Consider the following 18470-nt stretch of genomic DNA (forward strand, 5'->3'; position numbering starts at 1 on the left):
GAATACTCCTTGCTCCTGTGCCGGCCTTTTCGCGAGTGAACCCGCGAAGAGCCCGGCACTGGTTTACGCCAAAGGCCGGCTATGCGGGAACAGCAGGTCGATGAAACGCTCGGCCGTTGGCTGCGGTTCGTGGTTTGCCAAGCCGGCGCGCTCGTTGGCTTCGATGATCACGTACTCGGGCTGTTCGGCATCACGCACCATGAAGTCCAGCCCGACCACCGGTATTTCCAGCGCCCGCGCAGCGCGCACGGCTGCGTCGGCCAGCACCGGGTGCAGGCGGGCGGTAACGTCTTCCAGGGTGCCGCCGGTGTGCAGGTTGGCGGTGCGCCGCACGGCCAGGCGCTGGCCGGGTGGCAGCACATCGTCGTAACCCACGCCAGCAGCGCGCAGGGTACGTTCGGTTTCTTCATCCAGCGGGATACGGCTTTCACCCGCCGTAGCGGCTTGGCGACGACGGCTTTGGGCCTCGATCAACTGGCGCACACTGTGCTTGCCGTCACCCAGCACCTGGGCCGGGTGGCGAACGGCGGCCGCCACCACTTCATAGCCGATCACCACGATGCGCAGGTCGAGGCCGGCATGGAAGCTTTCCAGCAACACCCGGCTATCGAACTGGCGGGCATGGCCGACCGCCTGGGTTACGTCGTCGATGCAGGTCAGGTTTACCGCTACGCCCTGGCCTTGTTCGCCGTCAACGGGCTTGACCACCACCGCGCCATGCTCGTCGAGAAAGGCCAGGTTATCGTCGGCATTACCGGCCAATTGTTGCGCCGGCACCTGCAGCCCGGCAGTGCGCAGGGCATGCTGGGTCAGGCGCTTGTCCTGGCACAGGGTCATGGTCACGGCGCTGGTCAGGTCGCTGAGCGACTCTCGGCAGCGGATGCGCCGGCCGCCCAGGCTCAGGGTGAACAGCCCGCCGGCGGCGTCATCCACCTGTACCTCGATGCCGCGGCGCAATGCCTCGTCGACGATGATGCGTGCATAGGGGTTGAGGTCGGCCTGTGGGCCGGGGCCGAGGAACAGTTGCTCGTTGATGCCGTTCTTGCGCTTGACGGCGAAGGTGGGCAGGTTGCGAAAGCCGAGCTTCTGGTACAGGCGCTTGGCCTGGCGGTTGTCGTGCAGCACCGACAGGTCGAGATAGGCCAGGCCACGGCTCATGAAGTGCTCGATGAGGTGGCGCACCAGCACTTCACCCACGCCGGGGCGGGTGCAGTGCGGGTCGACTGCCAGGCACCACAGGCTGCTGCCGTTCTCGGGGTCATCGAAAGCCTTGGCATGGTTCAGGCCCATGACGCTGCCGATCACCGCGCCGCTGTCTTCGTCTTCAGCCAGCCAGTAGACCGGGCCGCCCAGGTGCCGAGGGGTGAGCAAGTCGGCATCGACCGGCAGCATCCCGCGCACCTGATACAAGGTGTTGATGGCCTGCCAGTCAGCCGGGTTCTGCGCCCGTCGCACGCGAAAACCGCGAAATACCCGCTGGGCTGGGCGGTAATCGGTGAACCACAGGCGCAGGGTGTCGGATGGGTCGAGGAACAACTGTTGTGGCGCCTGCGCCAGCACCTGCTGCGGTGCTGCCACATACAGCGCGATATCGCGTTCGCCTGGGCATTCGCCCAACAGGTCGTCGGCCAGGTCGGCCGGCTCGGCATAGGTGTGGCCAATCAGCAGCCGGCCCCAGCCGCAGTGCACGGCACGCGGCTGTTGGTGGGGCTGGCTGCCGTCGCCGGCCAGGCGCGCCTGCAGGCGCTCGTAGGACGGCGCCTGGCCACGCAGCAGGCGCTGACCGTAGGCGATTTCGTGGGGTTTCATCGGTCAGAGTCCTTGTTCGCTCAGCCACAGGTTCAATGCTGCCAGTTGCCACAGCTTGGAACCGCGCAGTGGCGTCAATTGGCCGTGCGGGTTGCTAAGCAGGCGGTCGAGCATGGCTGGGTTGAACAGCCCACGGTCCTGGCTGGGGTCGGTCAGCAGCTCGCGTACCCAACCCAGTGTGGCGCCTTCCAGGTGCTTCAGGCCCGGTACCGGGAAGTAGCCCTTCTTGCGGTCGATCACTTCATGCGGGATCACCCGCCGTGCGGCTTGCTTGAGCACCTGTTTACCGCCGTCTGGCAGCTTGAAGCGCGCCGGAACGCGTGCCGACAGCTCTACCAGGCGGTAGTCGAGGAACGGGGTGCGTGCTTCCAGGCCCCAGGCCATGGTCATGTTGTCGACCCGTTTGACGGGGTCGTCGACCAGCATCACGGTGCTGTCCAGGCGCAAGGCCTTGTCCACCGCCTGCGGCGCGCCGGGGCGGGCGAAATGCTCGCGCACGAAATCGCCAGCGGCATCGGTATCCAGCAACCATGGCGCCTGTACGGTATCGCGGTACTCGTCGTGGCTGCGGTCGAAGAAGGCGTTGCGGTATGCCGTGTAGGCATCGTCGGCGCCGTCCACCTGCGGGTACCAGTGGTAGCCGGCGAACAGTTCGTCGGCGCCCTGGCCGCTTTGCACGCCCTTGCAATGCTTGGCCACTTCCCGCGACAGCAGGTAGAAGGCGATGCAGTCGTGGCTGACCATCGGCTCGCTCATGGCGCGGAAGGCGGCAGGCAGCTGGTCGATGATTTCGTGCTCGGCAATGCGCAACTGGTGGTGGCGCGTGCCGTAGTGCCTGGCGATCAGGTCGGAGTACTGGAACTCGTCGCCGCGCTCGCCGCCGGCATCTTCAAAGCCGATGGAGAAGGTCGACAGGTCGTCCACACCGACTTCGCGCAGCAGGCCGACCAGCAGGCTGGAGTCGACACCGCCGGACAGCAGCACGCCCACGTCCACGGCGGCACGCTGGCGGATGGCCACGGCTTCGCGGGTCGCGTCCAGTACGCGGGTGGTCCAGCCTTCCAGGTCCAGCTCACGCTCATCGGCGTTGGGCCCGTATTGCAGTTGCCACCAGGTCTGACGCTCGATTTCGCCGTGGCGGTCGATACGCATCCAGGTGCCGGGTTCCAGCTTTTGCACGTTCGCCAGCAAGGTGCGCGGTGCCGGCACCACGGCATGGAAGTTGAGGTAGTGGTTGAGCGCCACCGGGTCGAGCATCGGGTCGATGTCGCCGCCCTTGAGCAGCGCTGGCAGGGTCGAGGCAAAACGCAGCCGCTCTCCGTTGCGTGACAGGTACAGCGGCTTGACGCCCAGGCGGTCGCGGGCCAGGAACAGGCGTTGGTTATCGCGTTCCCAGATGGCCAGGGCGAACATGCCGTTGAGTTTCGGCAGTAGCGCCGCACCCCAGGCGTGGTAGCCCTTGAGCAGCACTTCGGTGTCGCCGTCCGACCAGAACTGGTAGCCCAGGGCCTGCAGCTCCTGGCGCAACTCGGGGAAATTGTAGATGGCACCGTTGAACGCCAGGGACAGGCCCAGGGTGTTGTCGACCATGGGCTGCGCCGAGCCGTCGGACAGGTCCATGATTTTCAGGCGGCGGTGGCCGAGGGCTATGGGGCCCTGGCTATGGAAGCCCCAGGCATCCGGGCCGCGTGGCGCCAGGTGATGGGTAATGCGCTCTACCGCAGCCAGGTCGGCTGGGCGTGGCGCTTGGCCGATGGGGGTGAAACGTAACTCTCCTGCTAATCCGCACATAAGTCCTTACCGGTTTTTCCGTTGGGGAGGTGATGCCCCGGATTAGGGCACCTTAAGGAACTGACCCATGTGCTTTATGAGAGTTTTAGAACAATCTGTTATATGCGGCTGCGGCCTGCGACGCTTTTCTGCCCAATCGCGACACCGGTTTTGCCTTGCCGGAACGGCCCGGTGTCGCAATTGGGCTGCACCGCAGCCCCCGGTTCCATCACTTGCCCCGTATCAGCCTGCGCAGGGCGAACCGGTTAGGATGGCAAGCCTGCGCCACCCCTTGAGGCACCGGCAGCGGCTCCCCGCACACCCACGCCGCTAGCAGTTCCCCACTCAACGGCGCGGTGATCAACCCGCGCGAGCCATGCCCGCTGTTCACATACAGCCCGCCCAGCCAGGGGCAAGGGGCTTGCGGCACCTGTCGCGCATCACGCGCCAGTACCGCGTAGGTGTCGGCAAACGCCTGTGCATCGGCCAGCGGCCCGACAATCGGTAGGTAATCCGGGCTGGTGCAGCGGAATGCGGCCCGCCCTTGCAGGTGCTCAGGGTTCAGCGTTGCCACGCCCAGGCGTTGTGCCAGGTCGGTCGATATCTCGTCCAGCAACGCCAGGTTGCCCTGGTGTTCGGCCACCGTCGGCGCCAGGTTGTCACTGTTGAAATCAAAGCTCGCGCCCAAGGTATGTTCATCACCACGCGGCGGTGCCACGTAGCCCTCGGCGCACACCACGGTGCGCAGTGCGCGGCTGCCGACGGTGGCCGGCAAGCGGGTGATCTGGCCGCGGATGCGCTTGAGCGGCAACCCGGCACAGGCGTCGAAGCGGCGGACCTCGGCGGCTGCGGCCAGAATCACCACCGGCGCGCTGGCCAGCAGGCGCTCGCCGGCCCAGGCTTGCCACTGGTCAGCCACTTTGCGCAGCTCGATGACTTCCTGGTGGGTCACCAGCCGGATACCAGGGTGCTGCAACTGCTGCTGGCACAGGGCAGGCGGGTGGACCCAGCCGCCTTCGGGGTAGAACAGCCCGCCAGCCGGCAGGGCGACGCCGGCGACGGCTTCGGCCTCGGTACGTTGCAGCGCGTGCAGCAGGTCGTGGTCGAACGCGCCAGCCAGTTTGCCCTGGCGCTCGGCTTCCTTGGCGTCGAACGCCAGTTGCAGCACGCCGCAGGCATCCCAGTCCTGGCCCCGTTGCAGGCGTTCGAGCTGGCGCCGAGTGTAGCCGAAGCCGGACAGGATCAGCTGCGACAACGCCGTGCCATGGGCGGACAGCTTGAGGTACAGCACCCCCTGCGGGTTGCCCGAGGCTTCCTGCGCGGCGGCGTCATGGCGTTCCAGCACGGTCACCTGCCAGCCACGCCGGGCCAGGCTGGCCGCGCTGGCGCTGCCGGCGAGCCCGGCGCCGATAACCAGTGCCTGGCGCGGGCCCGGCGTGGCGGGCGGGCGTGCATACCAGGGGGCGCCAGGGGCGGGCAGGGCGCCGACGTAGGCGCCGCTCATCACTTCCCACTTTTTGCCGATGCCCGGCACCTTCTTCATGGCGAAGCCCGCTTCGACCAGGCTGCGGCGCACCCAGCCGGTGGTGGTGAAGGTGCCCAGCACTGTTCCGGCGTGGGACAGCCGCGCCAGCTGGGCGAACAGCTGCGGGGTCCACATGTCGGGGTTCTTGGCCGGGGCGAAGCCGTCGAGGAACCACACGTCGACCTGTGCATCGAGCTGCGGCAGCTGCTCCAGCACATCGCCGATCAGCAGGGTCAGGGTGACCCGGCCTTCGGCGAAGGTGAACTGCTGAAAGCCGGGGTGCACCGCCACATACTGGGCCAGCAGCGGCTCGGTGTAGGCGGCGAGCTCCGGCCACAGGCGTACGGCGCGGGCCATGTCGGCAGCGCCCAGGGGGTACTTTTCGACACTGACGAAATGCAGGCGTGCACCGCTGGGCGCATGCTGGTCGAACAATTGCCATGCGCAAAAGAAGTTCATGCCGGTGCCAAAGCCGGTCTCGCCGATCACCAGGCTGCTGTGTGCGGGCAGGTTGGCGAAGCGTTCGGCCAGGCGGGTCTGGCCGAGGAACACATGCTTGGTTTCTTCGATGCCTTCGTTGACCGCGAAATAGACGTCGTCGTACTGCCGCGAATGGGGGCGGCCCTGGTCGTCCCAGTCGATCTGGGCGTGCTGGAGAAGGGTGGATTCAGGCATGGCTGGTTCGCTGGAGATGAGTGGCAAGTTGCAAGTGGCAAGTGGCAAGTGGCAAGTCGCAAGTCGCAAGTGGCTAGAAAAAGCAGATGGTGGCATGGCTTACGTTTTCTTGCAGCTTGCAGCTTGCAGCTTGCAGCTTGCAGCTTGCCACTTGCCACTTGCAGCTTGCAGCTTGCAGCTTCGAATTCCGCTAGTCTTGGTTATCCATTGAAGGAGCCATTGCATGTTCGAATCCGCCGAAATCGGCCATAGCATCGACAAGGAGGCTTACGACGCCGAGGTGCCCGCGTTGCGCGAGGCCCTGCTCGAAGCCCAGTACGAACTCAAGCAGCAGGCGCGCTTCCCGGTGATCGTGCTGATCAACGGCGTTGAAGGCGCTGGCAAGGGTGAGACGGTAAAGCTGCTGAACGAGTGGATGGACCCGCGCATGATCGATGTGCTGACCTTCGACCAGCAGACCGACGAAGAGCTGGCCCGGCCGCCGGCATGGCGCTATTGGCGGGCCTTGCCGCCGAAGGGGCGGATGGGCGTGTTTTTTGGCAACTGGTACAGCCAGATGCTGCAGGGGCGGGTGCACGGGGTGCTCAAGGATGCCGTGCTCGACCAGGCCATCACCGGCGCCGAACGCCTGGAGCAAATGCTCTGCGACGAAGGTGCGCTGATCATCAAGTTCTGGTTCCACCTGTCCAAGAAGCAGATGAAGGCGCGCCTGAAATCGCTGAAGGACGACCCGTTGCACAGCTGGAAAATCAGCCCGCTGGACTGGCAGCAGTCGAAAACCTACGACCGCTTCGTACGCTTTGGCGAGCGCGTGCTGCGCCGTACCAGCCGCGATTATGCACCGTGGCACATCGTCGAGGGGGTCGACCCCAACTACCGTAGCCTGGCGGTCGGGCGCATCCTGCTGGAAAGCTTGCAGGCCGCGCTGGCCAACAACCCCAAGGGCAAGCACCAGGGGAACGTGGCCCCATTGGGGCGTAGCATCGATGACCGCAGCCTGCTGGGGGCGCTGGACTTGAGCGTGCGCCTGGACAAGGCCGATTACCAGGAACAACTGGTAACCGAGCAGGCCCGCCTCGCCGGGCTGCTGCGGGACAAGCGCATGCGCCGCCATGCCTTGGTGGCGGTGTTCGAAGGCAACGATGCTGCCGGCAAAGGCGGGGCCATCCGCCGGGTGGCCGCTGCGCTGGACCCCCGCCAGTACCGTATCGTGCCGATTGCCGCGCCCACCGAAGAAGAGCGCGCGCAGCCTTACCTGTGGCGCTTCTGGCGGCACATTCCGGCGCGGGGCAAGTTCACCATTTTTGACCGCTCCTGGTATGGGCGGGTGCTGGTGGAGCGGGTAGAGGGGTTCTGCACGCCGGCTGACTGGATGCGCGCCTACGGCGAGATCAATGATTTCGAGGAACAGTTGGTGAACGCCGGGGTGGTGTTGGTCAAGTTCTGGCTGGCCATCGACCAGCAGACCCAGCTGGAGCGCTTCGAAGAGCGCGAGCAGATCCCGTTCAAGCGCTACAAGATCACCGAGGATGACTGGCGCAACCGGGACAAATGGGATGACTACGCCCAGGCCGTGGGGGACATGGTCGACCGTACCAGCAGCGAGATTGCGCCATGGACATTGGTAGAGGCCAACGACAAGCGCTGGGCCCGGGTGAAGGTGCTGCGCACCATCAACGAGGCGCTTGAGGCGGCGTTTGCCAAGCACAAGAAGTAGATTGCCGGGTTTGGCCTCAAGCCATGCTGCAAAAGAATGACCTGATGAATTCTTTTCTCGGCACGTTCCCCCGCACCTCCCCAGCAAGCCCGTAGAATCAAGCAATCGCCACCACGGGCTTGATCGAGGACTTTATGCATACCACTTCCGGCCGCTGGGGCTATGGCCTGTTCCTGGCACTCTTGACGGCGCTGCTCTGGGGCATTCTGCCGATCAAGCTCAAGCAGGTACTGCAAGTGGTCGACCCGATCACCGTCACCTGGTACCGCTTGCTGGTCTCGGGCGGCCTGCTGTTTGCCTGGCTGGCGGCCCAGCGGCGGTTGCCCTCCATTCGTAAACTGCCAGCAAAGGGCAAGGGCCTGGTGGCCGTTGCTGTCTTCGGCTTGATGGGCAACTACGTGCTGTACCTGATCGGGCTCAACCTGCTTAGCCCGGGTACTGCACAGTTGGTGGTGCAGATTGGCCCGGTGTTGCTGCTGGTGGCCAGTGTGTTCGTATTCCGTGAGCGTTTCAGCCTGGGGCAGGGTGTAGGGCTGCTGGTGCTGCTGGCGGGGTTTGGCCTGTTCTTCAACCAGCGCCTGGACGAACTGCTGACCTCGCTGGGGGCCTACACCACGGGTGTGCTGACCATATTGCTGGCCACCAGCATCTGGGTGTTCTATGCCCTGAGCCAGAAGCAGTTGTTGACGGTGTGGCATTCGCAGCAGGTCATGATGGTGATCTACCTCAGTTGCGCCGCGCTGCTCACGCCCTGGGTGCACCCGCTGCAGGCGTTGCAACTGACCCCGGTGCAGGGCTGGCTGTTGCTGGCGTGCTGCCTGAATACCCTGGTGGCTTATGGCGCGTTCGCCGAAGCGCTGGCGCACTGGGAGGCATCACGGGTGAGTGCCACGCTGGCACTGACGCCGCTGGTGACTTTTGTTGCAGTGGCGTTGGCGGCGCTGGTATGGCCTGACTATGTGCACGCTGAAGACATCAATGCGCTGGGCTATGTGGGGGCGGTGACGGTGGTGTTCGGCTCGGCCCTGGTGGCGTTGGGGCCATCGCTGGTGGCCGGCTGGCGTGCCCGCAGGGCGCGGTTGGCCCATGTTCCTTGATCGCCTGTACTGGCCCCATCGCTGGCAAGCCAGCTCCCACGGGGATCGCATCAGGGCTGACAGGTGTTTGCCACAAGGTATGCAGCGCCTGTTAGAGCGAGCGCCGCCCGCGCGGCGCATCGCGAGCTGCGCTCGCTCCTACGTTTGTTTCGGGCCAATTATTCCTGTGGGATTTGCGCGCGAACGCCTTGGTGCATGCCTCGATATCGCGCCGTACAAACAAGGCGGCCGCGCGCGCCTGTCACAGGCGTTACTGGCCCGAAACAAACGTAGGAGCGAGCGCAGCTCGCGATTGCGCCGCGCGGGCGGCGCTCGATCTCACAGGCGCTGAAGATGCTCCGGCTACCCTTGCCAGGAACCATAGAATCTCCCACAGGGGTTACCTCAGGCCTGAGCATTGCGCACCCTGTGGGAGCTGGCTTGCCAGCGATAGGGCCAGTACAAACAATCAATAATTTAGCCTTTACCACCCGGTGCCAGCATGTTCTCCGGCCTTACCCACTGGTCGAACTGCTCATTGGTCAGGTACTTCAACTCCAGCGCGGCCTCCCTCAGGGTCTTGCCTTCGCTGTAGGCCTTCTTGGCGATCTCCGCGGCTTTGTCATAACCGATGTGCGGGTTCAACGCGGTCACCAGCATCAACCCGCGTTCCAGGTGTGCGGCCATCTGCTGGGCGTCGGGCTCGATACCCGCCACGCAGTGCTGCTGGAAGTTGCGGCAGCCATCGGCCAGCAACTCGACCGACTGCAACAGGTTGTGGATGATCACCGGCTTGAACACGTTCAACTGCAAATGCCCCTGGCTGGCGGCAAAGCCGATCGCCGCATCGTTGCCCAATACCTGGCACGCCAGCATCGACAGCGCCTCGCACTGGGTGGGGTTGACCTTGCCCGGCATGATCGAGCTGCCCGGCTCGTTGGCCGGCAGGCGTACCTCGGCCAACCCGGCACGCGGCCCGGAGCCCAGCAGGCGCAAGTCGTTGGCGATCTTCATCAGGGCCACTGCCAGGGTCTTCAACGCGCCGGCCAGGCTGGTCAGCGGTTCATGGCCGGCCAGGGCGGCGAACTTGTTTGGCGCGGTGACGAACGGCAGCCCGGACTCGGCTGCCAGTTCGGCGGCAATGGCTTCGGCAAAACCGTGCGGGGCATTCAGCCCGGTGCCCACGGCGGTACCGCCCTGGGCCAGTTCGCATACGGCCGGCAGGGTGGCACGAATGGCGCGTTGGGCGTAGTCCAGCTGGGCAACAAAGGCCGATACCTCCTGGCCGAAGGTGATCGGCGTGGCATCCATCATGTGCGTGCGGCCGGTCTTGACCAGTTTGTTGTGCCGCGCCGCCAGTTCGGCCAGCCCGGCCGACAGTTCGCCGATGGCAGGCAGCAGTTTTTCCTGCACGGCCTGCGCCGCGGCAATGTGCATGGCGGTCGGGAAGCAGTCGTTGGAGCTTTGCGAGCGGTTGACGTGGTCGTTGGGATGCACTGGCGTTTTGCCGCCCCGGCCCTGGCCAGCCAGTTCATTGGCCCGCCCGGCAATCACCTCGTTGACGTTCATGTTGCTTTGGGTGCCGCTGCCCGTCTGCCACACGACCAGCGGGAACTGGTCGTCGTGCTTGCCCGCCAGCACCTCGTCGGCGGCCTGTTCGATCAGCCGGGCAATGTCGGCCGGCAGGTCGCCATTGCGGTCGTTGACGCGTGCCGCGGCCTTCTTGATCAGCGCCAGGGTGTGCACCACCGCGAGCGGCATGCGTTCCTTGCCGATGGCGAAGTTGATCAGCGAACGCTGGGTCTGCGCACCCCAGTAGGCGTGCTCAGGAACTTCGACCGGGCCCAGGCTGTCTGTCTCGATACGGCTCATTCTGTACTCACTCCTGTGTAGTTCGAATTCGCAGTTTAGGCCTTGATTCGACCGAGCGGTTCAGTCGCTCGTCGTGCCACTTGAGCACCGCGCTACCACGGCGCAGAATGCTCTACTCTGAGGTACCCGCCTCCCTCTCTCTGAAGGAAATGCAATGACCCGTCTCCGTGTCCTTTGTGCCGCCGTTGCCCTGGTTTGCGCCAGCGGCCAGGTACTCGCTGCCACCGCCAGCCACAACGCTGCTGCCGAGAAATTCCTGACCCTGGCCAACGCCGACAAGTTGGGCACCCCGGTGTACATGCAGGTCCAGCAGATGTTCGCCCAGCGCTTCGCCCAGACCAAAGCCCCGGCCAGCAAGCAGCCGGTGCTGGAAAGCTACCAGGCCAAGGCCAACGCCGCGCTGGACAACGCCATCGGCTGGAACAAGCTGAAGCCGAAGATGGTAGACCTGTACACTCAGACCTTCACCGAGCAGGAACTCAAGGACCTGGTCAAGTTCTACGAGTCGCCGCTGGGCAAGAAAGTGCTGCGCGAAATGCCCAAGGTCACCCAGCAGTCGGCGCAGCTGACCCAGCAGAGCCTCGAGCCGGCCGTACCGGTGGTGAACAAGCTGCTCGAAGACATGACCAAAGAGCTGGACCCGAACGCTGGCAAGGCCGCCGCCCCAGCGAAGAAGTGAGTAAGCCGCAATGACCATGCAACAGCGTATCGAACAGCAGCTGGCCAGCCTGGCGCCGCAACACCTGGAAGTGCTCGATGAAAGCCACATGCACAGTCGTGGTCAGGAGACCCACTACAAGGCAGTGATCGTCAGCGAGCAGTTTGCCGGGTTGAACAGCGTCAAGCGCCACCAGAAGGTGTACGCCACCATGGGTGAGCTGATGGGCCAGATCCACGCCCTGGCCATTCATACCTACACCGGCGAAGAGTGGGCCAAGGTCGGCGCTGCACCGGCCTCGCCGGTATGCGCCGGCGGCGGGCACTGAAACCTTGCTGTTGTTCTGGTAGAATCCTGCAAGATCCGGGGGCCGCTTTGCGGCCCTTTCGCGACACGAGGCCGCTGTTACAGCGACTGCACAGCCTGATGGCGGGTGCGGTCCCTGTAGGAGCGGCCTTGCGTCGCGAAAGGGGCGCAAAGCGCCCCCTGTTTTTTTTGCCACACCGTCAAACCCGGTCCGCCCCTTACGAGGGCAACCACCTGGAGAACCTGCTTCATGTCCCAAGCCATCGTCGTCGCGGCGCTGTACAAGTTCGTTACCCTGCAAGACTACGTCGAGTTGCGCGAGCCACTGCTCAAAGCCATGCTCGACAACCAGGTCAAGGGCACCCTGCTGCTGGCCCATGAGGGCATCAACGGCACCGTGTCGGCCACCCGCGAAGGCATCGACGGCCTGCTGGCCTGGCTGCGCAGCGACCCACGCCTGGTCGATGTCGACCATAAAGAGTCGTACTGCGACGAACAGCCGTTCTACCGCACCAAGGTCAAGCTCAAGAAAGAGATCGTTACACTCGGCGTGCCCGGCGTGGACCCCAACCAGGCCGTGGGCACCTACGTCGAGCCCAAGGACTGGAACGCCCTGATCAGCGACCCGGAAGTGCTGCTGATCGACACCCGCAACGACTACGAAGTGGCCATCGGCACCTTCAAGGGCGCCATCGACCCCAAGACCGAAACCTTCCGCGAGTTCCCCGAGTACATCAAGGCCAACTTCGACCCCAGCAAGCACAAGAAGGTGGCCATGTTCTGCACCGGCGGCATCCGCTGCGAAAAAGCCTCCAGCTATATGCTCGGTGAAGGCTTCGAGGAGGTCTATCATCTCAAGGGCGGCATCCTGAAGTACTTCGAGGAAGTGCCTCAGGAACAAAGCCTGTGGGATGGCGACTGCTTCGTCTTCGACAACCGCGTCACGGTGCGCCATGACCTGAGCGAGGGCGAGTACGACCAGTGCCACGCCTGCCGCCACCCGATCAATGCCCAGGAGCGCGCGTCCGAGCATTATTCGCCAGGTGTCAGCTGCCCGCATTGCTGGGACACCCTGAGCGAAAAGACCCGCCGCAGCGCCATCGACCGGCAGAAGCAGATCGAGCTGGCCAAGGCGCGCAACCTGCCGCACCCGATCGGTTACAACTACAAAGCCGAGGCCTGATGCATGTCTGCCCGCCTGATCTATGTGATGGACCCGATGTGCTCCTGGTGCTGGGGTTTCGCGCCAGTGGCCGCGGCCCTGATCGCCCAGGCGCATGAGGCGGGTGTGCCCACCCACCTGGTGGTGGGCGGGCTGCGCACCGGCGGCAGTGCGCTGGACAGCGCCACGCGCAAGTACATCCTCGAACACTGGCAGGCGGTGGCCGATGCCACGGGCCAGGCGTTCCGCTTCGAAGGGGCCATGCCGGACGGTTTCGTCTACGACACCGAGCCGGCCTGCCGCGCCCTGGTCAGCGCCCGCGAACTGGGTGGCGAGCGCGTTTGGCCGCTGCTGGCGCTGATCCAGCGCGCGTTCTACGAGCAGGGCATGGATGTGACCACCGCACCACAGCTGGTCGACCTGGCTGAACAGGCCGGTTTCGACCGGGCCGTATTCGCCACCACCTTCGCCCAGGCCGATACCCGCGCCGCCACCGCGGCCGATTTCGTCTGGGCCCAGGACCTGGGCATCGCCGGTTTTCCGACCCTGCTCGCCGAGCGCAACGGCCAAGTGGCGCTGTTGACCAACGGCTACCAGCCGTTGGAGCGCCTGCAACCATTGCTCGGCCGCTGGCTGCAGCAGGCCACCTGTGCTTGACCTGCCTGGGTCCCCGGACCCGGTACCGGGCAAGCCCTGCACGGCGGCCGATCGGCTGAGCTGGGCGGAAATCCGCCGGCTGGCCCTGCACCACCGCAAGCAGCTCTGGTCGGCCAACCTGATCGCCGTGCTCGCGGCCTGCTGCAGCGTGCCCATTCCGCTGTTGCTGCCGTTGCTGGTAGACGAAGTGCTGCTCGGCCATGGTGATGCGGCACTGAAGTGGATGAACCACCTGCTGCCGTCGGGCTGGCAGGTGGCTGCCGGCTACATCGGCCTGATGCTGTGCCTTACCCTGTGCCTGCGCCTGGCCGCGTTGGCCTTCAACGTGGTGCAGGCCAAATTGTTCGCCGGCCTGGCCAAGGACATCGTCTACCGCCTGCGCATCCGCCTGATCGAGCGGCTCAAGCGTATTTCGCTGCAGGAATACGAAAGCCTGGGCAGTGGTACGGTCACCACGCACCTGGTCACCGACCTGGACACCCTCGACAAGTTCGTGGGCGAAACCCTCAGCCGCTTCCTGGTGGCCATGCTCACCTTGACCGGCACGGCCGCCATCCTGATCTGGATGCACTGGCAACTGGCGTTGCTGATCCTGCTGTTCAACCCGCTGGTGATCTACTTCACCGTGCAGTTGGGCAAACGCGTCAAGCACCTCAAAAAGCTCGAGAACGACAGCACCGCGCGGTTCACCCAGGCCCTGGCGGAAACCCTCGATGCCATACAGGAAATACGTGCCGGCAACCGCCAGGGCTATTTCCTCGGCCGGTTGGGCCTGCGTGCCCGTGAAGTGCGCGACTATGCCGTCGACTCGCAATGGAAAAGCGACGCCAGTGGCCGCGCCAGCGGTTTGCTGTTCCAGTTCGGTATCGACATTTTCCGCGCGGCGGCCATGCTGACCGTGCTGTTTTCCGACCTGTCGATCGGCCAGATGCTGGCGGTGTTCAGCTACCTGTGGTTCATGATCGGCCCGGTCGAGCAGTTGCTCAACCTGCAATACGCCTACTATGCCGCCGGCGGCGCCCTCAACCGCCTCAACGAGCTGCTGGCGCGGGCCGACGAGCCGCAGTACCCGGCGGCCAGCGACCCGTTCGCCGGCCGTGACACGGTCGGTATCGAGGTGCGTGACCTGCGCTTTGCCTATGCCGATGAGCCCGTGCTCGACCACCTCGACCTGTCGATCGCGCCGGGTGAGAAGGTGGCCATTGTCGGTGCCAGCGGCGGCGGCAAGAGCACCCTGGTGCAACTGCTGCTGGGCTTGTACAGCGCCCAGGCCGGGACCATCCGCTTTGGCGGGGCCAGCTTGCAGGAAATCGGCCTGGAAACCCTGCGCGAAAACGTGGCAGTGGTACTGCAGCACCCATCGCTGTTCAATGACACCGTGCGTGCCAACCTCACCATGGGCCGTGACTGCAGTGACGAGGCCTGTTGGCAGGCGCTGCGCATCGCCCAGCTGGACGCCACCATCGCCGCCTTGCCGCAGGGCCTGGACAGTGTGGTGGGGCGGTCGGGTGTGCGCCTGTCCGGCGGCCAGCGCCAGCGCCTGGCCATCGCCCGCATGGTCCTGGCCGAGCCCAAGGTGGTGATCCTCGACGAGGCCACTTCGGCGCTGGACGCGGCCACCGAATACAACCTGCACCAGGCCTTGGCGCGCTTCCTCAGTGGCCGCACCACGCTGATCATCGCCCACCGCCTGTCGGCCGTGAAACAGGCCGACCGGGTGCTGGTGTTCGATGGTGGGCATGTGGCGGAAGATGGCGACCACCAGCAGTTGATTGCCGAAGGTGGGTTGTATGCCAAGCTGTACGGGCATCTGCAACAGAGCTGAATCCTGGGCCGACCCAGGCTGCGCAAAGCCCCCGCTGCCTTGTCATAAAAATCCCCTTCACAGCGATGGCAAATGGCCTACGCTGTGCTTGTCTGGGTCGATTTGCGCCTTATCTGCTCTGTGACAGGGACTCCATGAAGGGACATCGCACACTCGAAGCGCCAAAGTTGCTGGGCATCACCTGGCCCTTCATCGCCGTCGTGGTCTTCCAGGTGGCACTGGGTAGCCTCAGCCTGTACACGCTGTCGTCCGTGCGCGCTTACGTTGCGGGCGAGAGTTTGTGGTCCAAGGCGCAGAAAGATGCCATCTATTACCTCAACCTATACGCCGAAACCCGCGACGAGAGTACCTACCAGCGCTATCGCCAGGCCATAACCGTGCCCCAGGGCGACCAGAAGGTGCGCGAGTTGCTCGACCAGCCGCACCCCGACCTGGAAGCCGCGCGCCAGGCGGTACTGCAGGGCGGCAACCATGCCGACGACGTGCAACGGATCATCTGGTTCTACCGCAACTTCCGCAACATCAGCTACATGCAGACCGCCATCGACTACTGGAACGTCGGTGACGATTACCTGGACAAGCTGGATGTGCTGGCAGGCGAGATACACCAGCGTTTCGCTGCGGGCCCGGTGGACGCCGCTACGGTCGCAGCCTGGAAAGCGCGCATCGTCAGCATCAACGAAGGGGTAACGCCGGCGGCCAAGGCCTTCAGCGATGCGCTGGGCGAAGGGTCGCGCATGCTGCTGCGGGTGCTGCTGGTCACCAACCTGCTGACCGCCATGTTCCTGATCAGCATCGCCTGGCGCCGCTCCAGCAAGCTGCTGGCCCAGCGCCAGGCCTTCGCCAGTGCCCTGCAGGAAGAAAAAGAGCGGGCGCAGATTACCCTGCAGGCCATCGGCGACGCGGTGATAACCACCGATGTGGACGGCTGCATCGGCTACATGAACCCGGCCGCCGAACAGCTGACCCACTGGCAGGCCGCCCAGGCCCAAGGGTTACCGCTTTCGGCATTGTTCAGCCTGGTCGACGAGCACGCCGAAGAAAACGGCACCAGCCTGGTCGAACAGGTGCTAAACGGCAGCCTCAACGGCGGCGCCGAGCATGCGCGGCTGATCCAGCGCCTGGACGGCAGCACGGTATCGATCAACCTGGTGGGCTCGCCGATCGTCAATGACGGCCAGGTTGCCGGCATTGTGCTGGTGCTGCACGACATGACCCAGGAGCGCCAGTACATTGCCAACCTGTCCTGGCAGGCTACCCATGATGCCCTGACCGGGCTGGCCAACCGCCGCGAGTTCGAATACCGCCTGGAGCAGGCGCTCAATGGCCTGGTCCGCCAGGCCGGGCGGCATTCACTGATGTTCCTGGACCTGGACCAGTTCAAGCTGGTCAATGACACCTGCGGCCACGCCGCTGGCGACGAGCTGCTGCGGCACATCTGTGCCGTGCTGCAGTCTGGCCTGCGTGAGGGCGACACCTTGGCGCGGCTGGGGGGCGACGAATTTGGCGTGTTGCTGGAAAACTGCCCCAGCGACCAGGCCGAGCGCATCGCCGAGCAACTGCGCCAGCTGGTGCAAAGCCTGCACTTCGTGTGGAAAGGCCGCCCGTTCGTGACCACGGTCAGCATAGGCCTGGTGCACATGGCCCAGGCCCCCAGCACCCTTGAGGCCTCGTTACGTGCCGCGGACATGGCCTGCTATATGGCCAAGGAAAAAGGCCGCAACCGCGTGCAGGTGTACCACGCCGACGACAGCGAGCTGTCCATGCGCTTTGGCGAAATGGCCTGGATCCAGCGTTTGCATGTTGCCCTGGAAGAGAACCGGTTTTGCCTGTACGCGCAGGAAATCGCCCCGCTGAAAACCTTCGAGGGGCCGGGCCATATCGAAATTCTGCTGCGCCTGCACGACGAAAGCGGCCGCACCATCCTGCCCAGCAGCTTCATTCCGGCGGCCGAGCGCTATGGCCTGATGACGGCGCTGGACCGCTGGGTGGTACGCAATGTATTCATGGTCATCCGCCAGTGCCTGGACGAGGGGCGGGAAGGGCCGCTGTCGACCTGCGCGATCAACCTGTCGGGGTCGAGCATCGGCGATGACAAGTTCCTGGAATACCTGCAGCGGCTATTCGTCGAGTACGCCATTCCGCCGCGGATGATCTGCTTCGAAATCACCGAAACCAGCGCCATCGCCAACCTGGGTAGCGCCATCCGCTTCATCAACGAGCTCAAGGGCCTGGGTTGCCGCTTCTCGCTCGATGATTTCTGCGCCGGCATGTCCTCGTTCGCCTACCTCAAGCATTTGCCCGTGGATTACCTCAAGATCGACGGTAGTTTCGTCAAGGACATGCTCGACGACCCGGTCAACCGGGCCATGGTCGAAGTCATCAACCATATCGGCCATGTGATGGGCAAGCGCACCATCGCCGAGTTTGTCGAAACGCCCCTGATCGAGCAGGCCCTGCAGGAAATTGGCGTGGATTACGCCCAGGGCTACCTGATCGAACGCCCCCAGGTGTTCACCTGTGACAGTCTGCAGCGCCAACGGATCGCCGCCCGGCCTCTGTTGCAGCGTGCACCTGGCACCTTTCGTTAGCTGGAAATCACAAGGATCAAGGAGCTGAAAGTGATTGATGCATTCGTTCGTATCGGGCCGTTGATGGACCCGGCCAGTTACCCTCAATGGGCTCAGCAGCTGATTGAAGATTGCCGCGAGAGCAAGCGCCGGGTCGTGGAGCATGAGTTCTATGCACGCCTGCGCGATGGCCAGCTGAAGCAATCGACCATTCGCCAGTACCTGATTGGCGGCTGGCCGGTGGTGGAGCAGTTCTCGCTGTACATGGCCCACAACCTGACCAAGACCCGCTACGGTCGGCACCAGGGTGAGGACATGGCACGGCGCTGGCTGATGCGCAATATCCGGGTCGAGCTCAACCATGCCGATTACTGGGTGAACTGGTGCCAGGCGCATGGTGTGCACCTGCACGACCTGCAGGCCCAGGACGTGCCGCCGGAGCTCAACGGCCTGAACGACTGGTGCTGGCGGGTGTGTGCCACCGAGAACCTGGCCATTGCCATGGCCGCGACCAACTATGCCATCGAAGGCGCTACGGGCGAATGGTCGGCAGTGGTGTGTTCGACCGACACCTACGCCATGGGCTTCCCGGAGGAAGGGCGCAAGCGGGCGATGAAATGGCTGAAGATGCACGCCCAGTATGACGATGCGCACCCGTGGGAAGCGCTGGAAATCATCTGTACCCTGGCCGGCGAGAACCCCAGCCTGGGCTTGCGTACCGAGTTGCGCAGGGCGATCTGCAAGAGCTACGACTGCATGTTCCTGTTCCTGGAGCGGTGCATGCAGCTTGAGGGGCGCCAGCAGGGGCGTATGCGCCCGGCGTTGGCCGCCGGGTAGGCCCGCCCCGC

General features: G+C 64.5%; 14 protein-coding genes. 10 read left to right on the plus strand and 4 right to left on the minus strand.

Going from position 1 to position 18470, the window contains the following annotated elements; all coding sequences use genetic code 11:
- Positions 1-63: 63 nt before the first annotated feature.
- The 3 genes from ngg to mnmC all read right to left on the minus strand — a co-directional run bounded on the left by ngg (position 64) and on the right by mnmC (position 5779).
- Positions 64-1809, minus strand: coding sequence for an N-acetylglutaminylglutamine synthetase (gene ngg / locus L1P09_RS06015; protein WP_009682070.1), 1746 nt, complete (start codon positions 1807-1809; stop codon positions 64-66).
- 3 nt (positions 1810-1812) lie between these two features.
- A complete protein-coding gene (locus tag L1P09_RS06020; protein WP_054881869.1) occupies positions 1813-3600 on the minus strand; it encodes an N-acetylglutaminylglutamine amidotransferase in 1788 nt (595 codons plus the stop codon).
- 208 nt (positions 3601-3808) lie between these two features.
- Positions 3809-5779 carry a bifunctional tRNA (5-methylaminomethyl-2-thiouridine)(34)-methyltransferase MnmD/FAD-dependent 5-carboxymethylaminomethyl-2-thiouridine(34) oxidoreductase MnmC gene (gene mnmC / locus L1P09_RS06025; protein ID WP_192440566.1) on the minus strand — a complete coding sequence of 657 codons (1971 nt, stop codon included), beginning with the start codon at positions 5777-5779 and terminating at the stop codon, positions 3809-3811.
- On the opposite strand from mnmC, the gene L1P09_RS06030 reads away from it, so the two are divergent.
- From L1P09_RS06030 to L1P09_RS06040, 3 genes are all read left to right on the plus strand, one after another.
- Positions 5778-5990: a hypothetical protein gene (locus L1P09_RS06030; RefSeq protein WP_235768582.1), complete on the plus strand. Its 213-nt coding sequence runs from the start codon at positions 5778-5780 to the stop codon at positions 5988-5990. The genes mnmC and L1P09_RS06030 overlap by 2 nt on opposite strands.
- 12 nt (positions 5991-6002) lie before the next feature.
- Complete coding sequence (gene pap / locus L1P09_RS06035; RefSeq protein ID WP_054881871.1) at positions 6003-7496, plus strand: polyphosphate:AMP phosphotransferase; 1494 nt, start codon at positions 6003-6005, stop codon at positions 7494-7496.
- Between the two features lie 134 nt (positions 7497-7630).
- Complete coding sequence (locus L1P09_RS06040) at positions 7631-8593, plus strand: DMT family transporter (RefSeq protein ID WP_029888098.1); 963 nt, start codon at positions 7631-7633, stop codon at positions 8591-8593.
- 456 nt (positions 8594-9049) lie between these two features.
- Here L1P09_RS06040 and L1P09_RS06045 read toward each other — a convergent pair whose 3' ends face one another.
- Positions 9050-10444, minus strand: coding sequence for a class II fumarate hydratase (locus L1P09_RS06045; RefSeq protein WP_235768585.1), 1395 nt, complete (start codon positions 10442-10444; stop codon positions 9050-9052).
- Positions 10445-10598: 154 nt separating this feature from the next.
- Here L1P09_RS06045 and L1P09_RS06050 point away from each other — a divergent pair, with 154 nt between their 5' ends.
- The 7 genes from L1P09_RS06050 to L1P09_RS06080 all read left to right on the plus strand — a co-directional run bounded on the left by L1P09_RS06050 (position 10599) and on the right by L1P09_RS06080 (position 18459).
- Positions 10599-11123 (plus strand): DUF2059 domain-containing protein, encoded by a 525-nt coding sequence (locus L1P09_RS06050; RefSeq protein ID WP_009686015.1) that lies wholly within the window; start codon positions 10599-10601, stop codon positions 11121-11123.
- Between the two features lie 10 nt (positions 11124-11133).
- Positions 11134-11430: a BolA family protein gene (locus tag L1P09_RS06055; RefSeq protein ID WP_235768587.1), complete on the plus strand. Its 297-nt coding sequence runs from the start codon at positions 11134-11136 to the stop codon at positions 11428-11430.
- A gap of 228 nt (positions 11431-11658) precedes the next feature.
- Entirely contained in the window at positions 11659-12591 is a 933-nt protein-coding gene (gene trhO / locus L1P09_RS06060; protein ID WP_009686013.1) for an oxygen-dependent tRNA uridine(34) hydroxylase TrhO, read from the plus strand.
- Between the two features lie 3 nt (positions 12592-12594).
- Entirely contained in the window at positions 12595-13227 is a 633-nt protein-coding gene (locus tag L1P09_RS06065) for a DsbA family protein (RefSeq protein ID WP_029886224.1), read from the plus strand.
- The gene (locus tag L1P09_RS06070) at positions 13220-15052 is read left to right on the plus strand and encodes an ABC transporter ATP-binding protein (RefSeq protein ID WP_029886223.1); all 1833 of its coding nucleotides are present in this window, start codon (positions 13220-13222) and stop codon (positions 15050-15052) included. Before L1P09_RS06065 ends, L1P09_RS06070 begins: the two co-directional genes overlap by 8 nt.
- Positions 15053-15186: 134 nt before the next feature.
- The gene (locus L1P09_RS06075; protein ID WP_235768589.1) at positions 15187-17643 is read left to right on the plus strand and encodes an EAL domain-containing protein; all 2457 of its coding nucleotides are present in this window, start codon (positions 15187-15189) and stop codon (positions 17641-17643) included.
- A gap of 30 nt (positions 17644-17673) precedes the next feature.
- Complete coding sequence (locus tag L1P09_RS06080) at positions 17674-18459, plus strand: TenA family transcriptional regulator (protein WP_054890379.1); 786 nt, start codon at positions 17674-17676, stop codon at positions 18457-18459.
- Positions 18460-18470: the final 11 nt, after the last annotated feature.

The organism is Pseudomonas juntendi, assembly GCF_021560075.1.
GTDB lineage: Bacteria > Pseudomonadota > Gammaproteobacteria > Pseudomonadales > Pseudomonadaceae > Aquipseudomonas > Aquipseudomonas juntendi.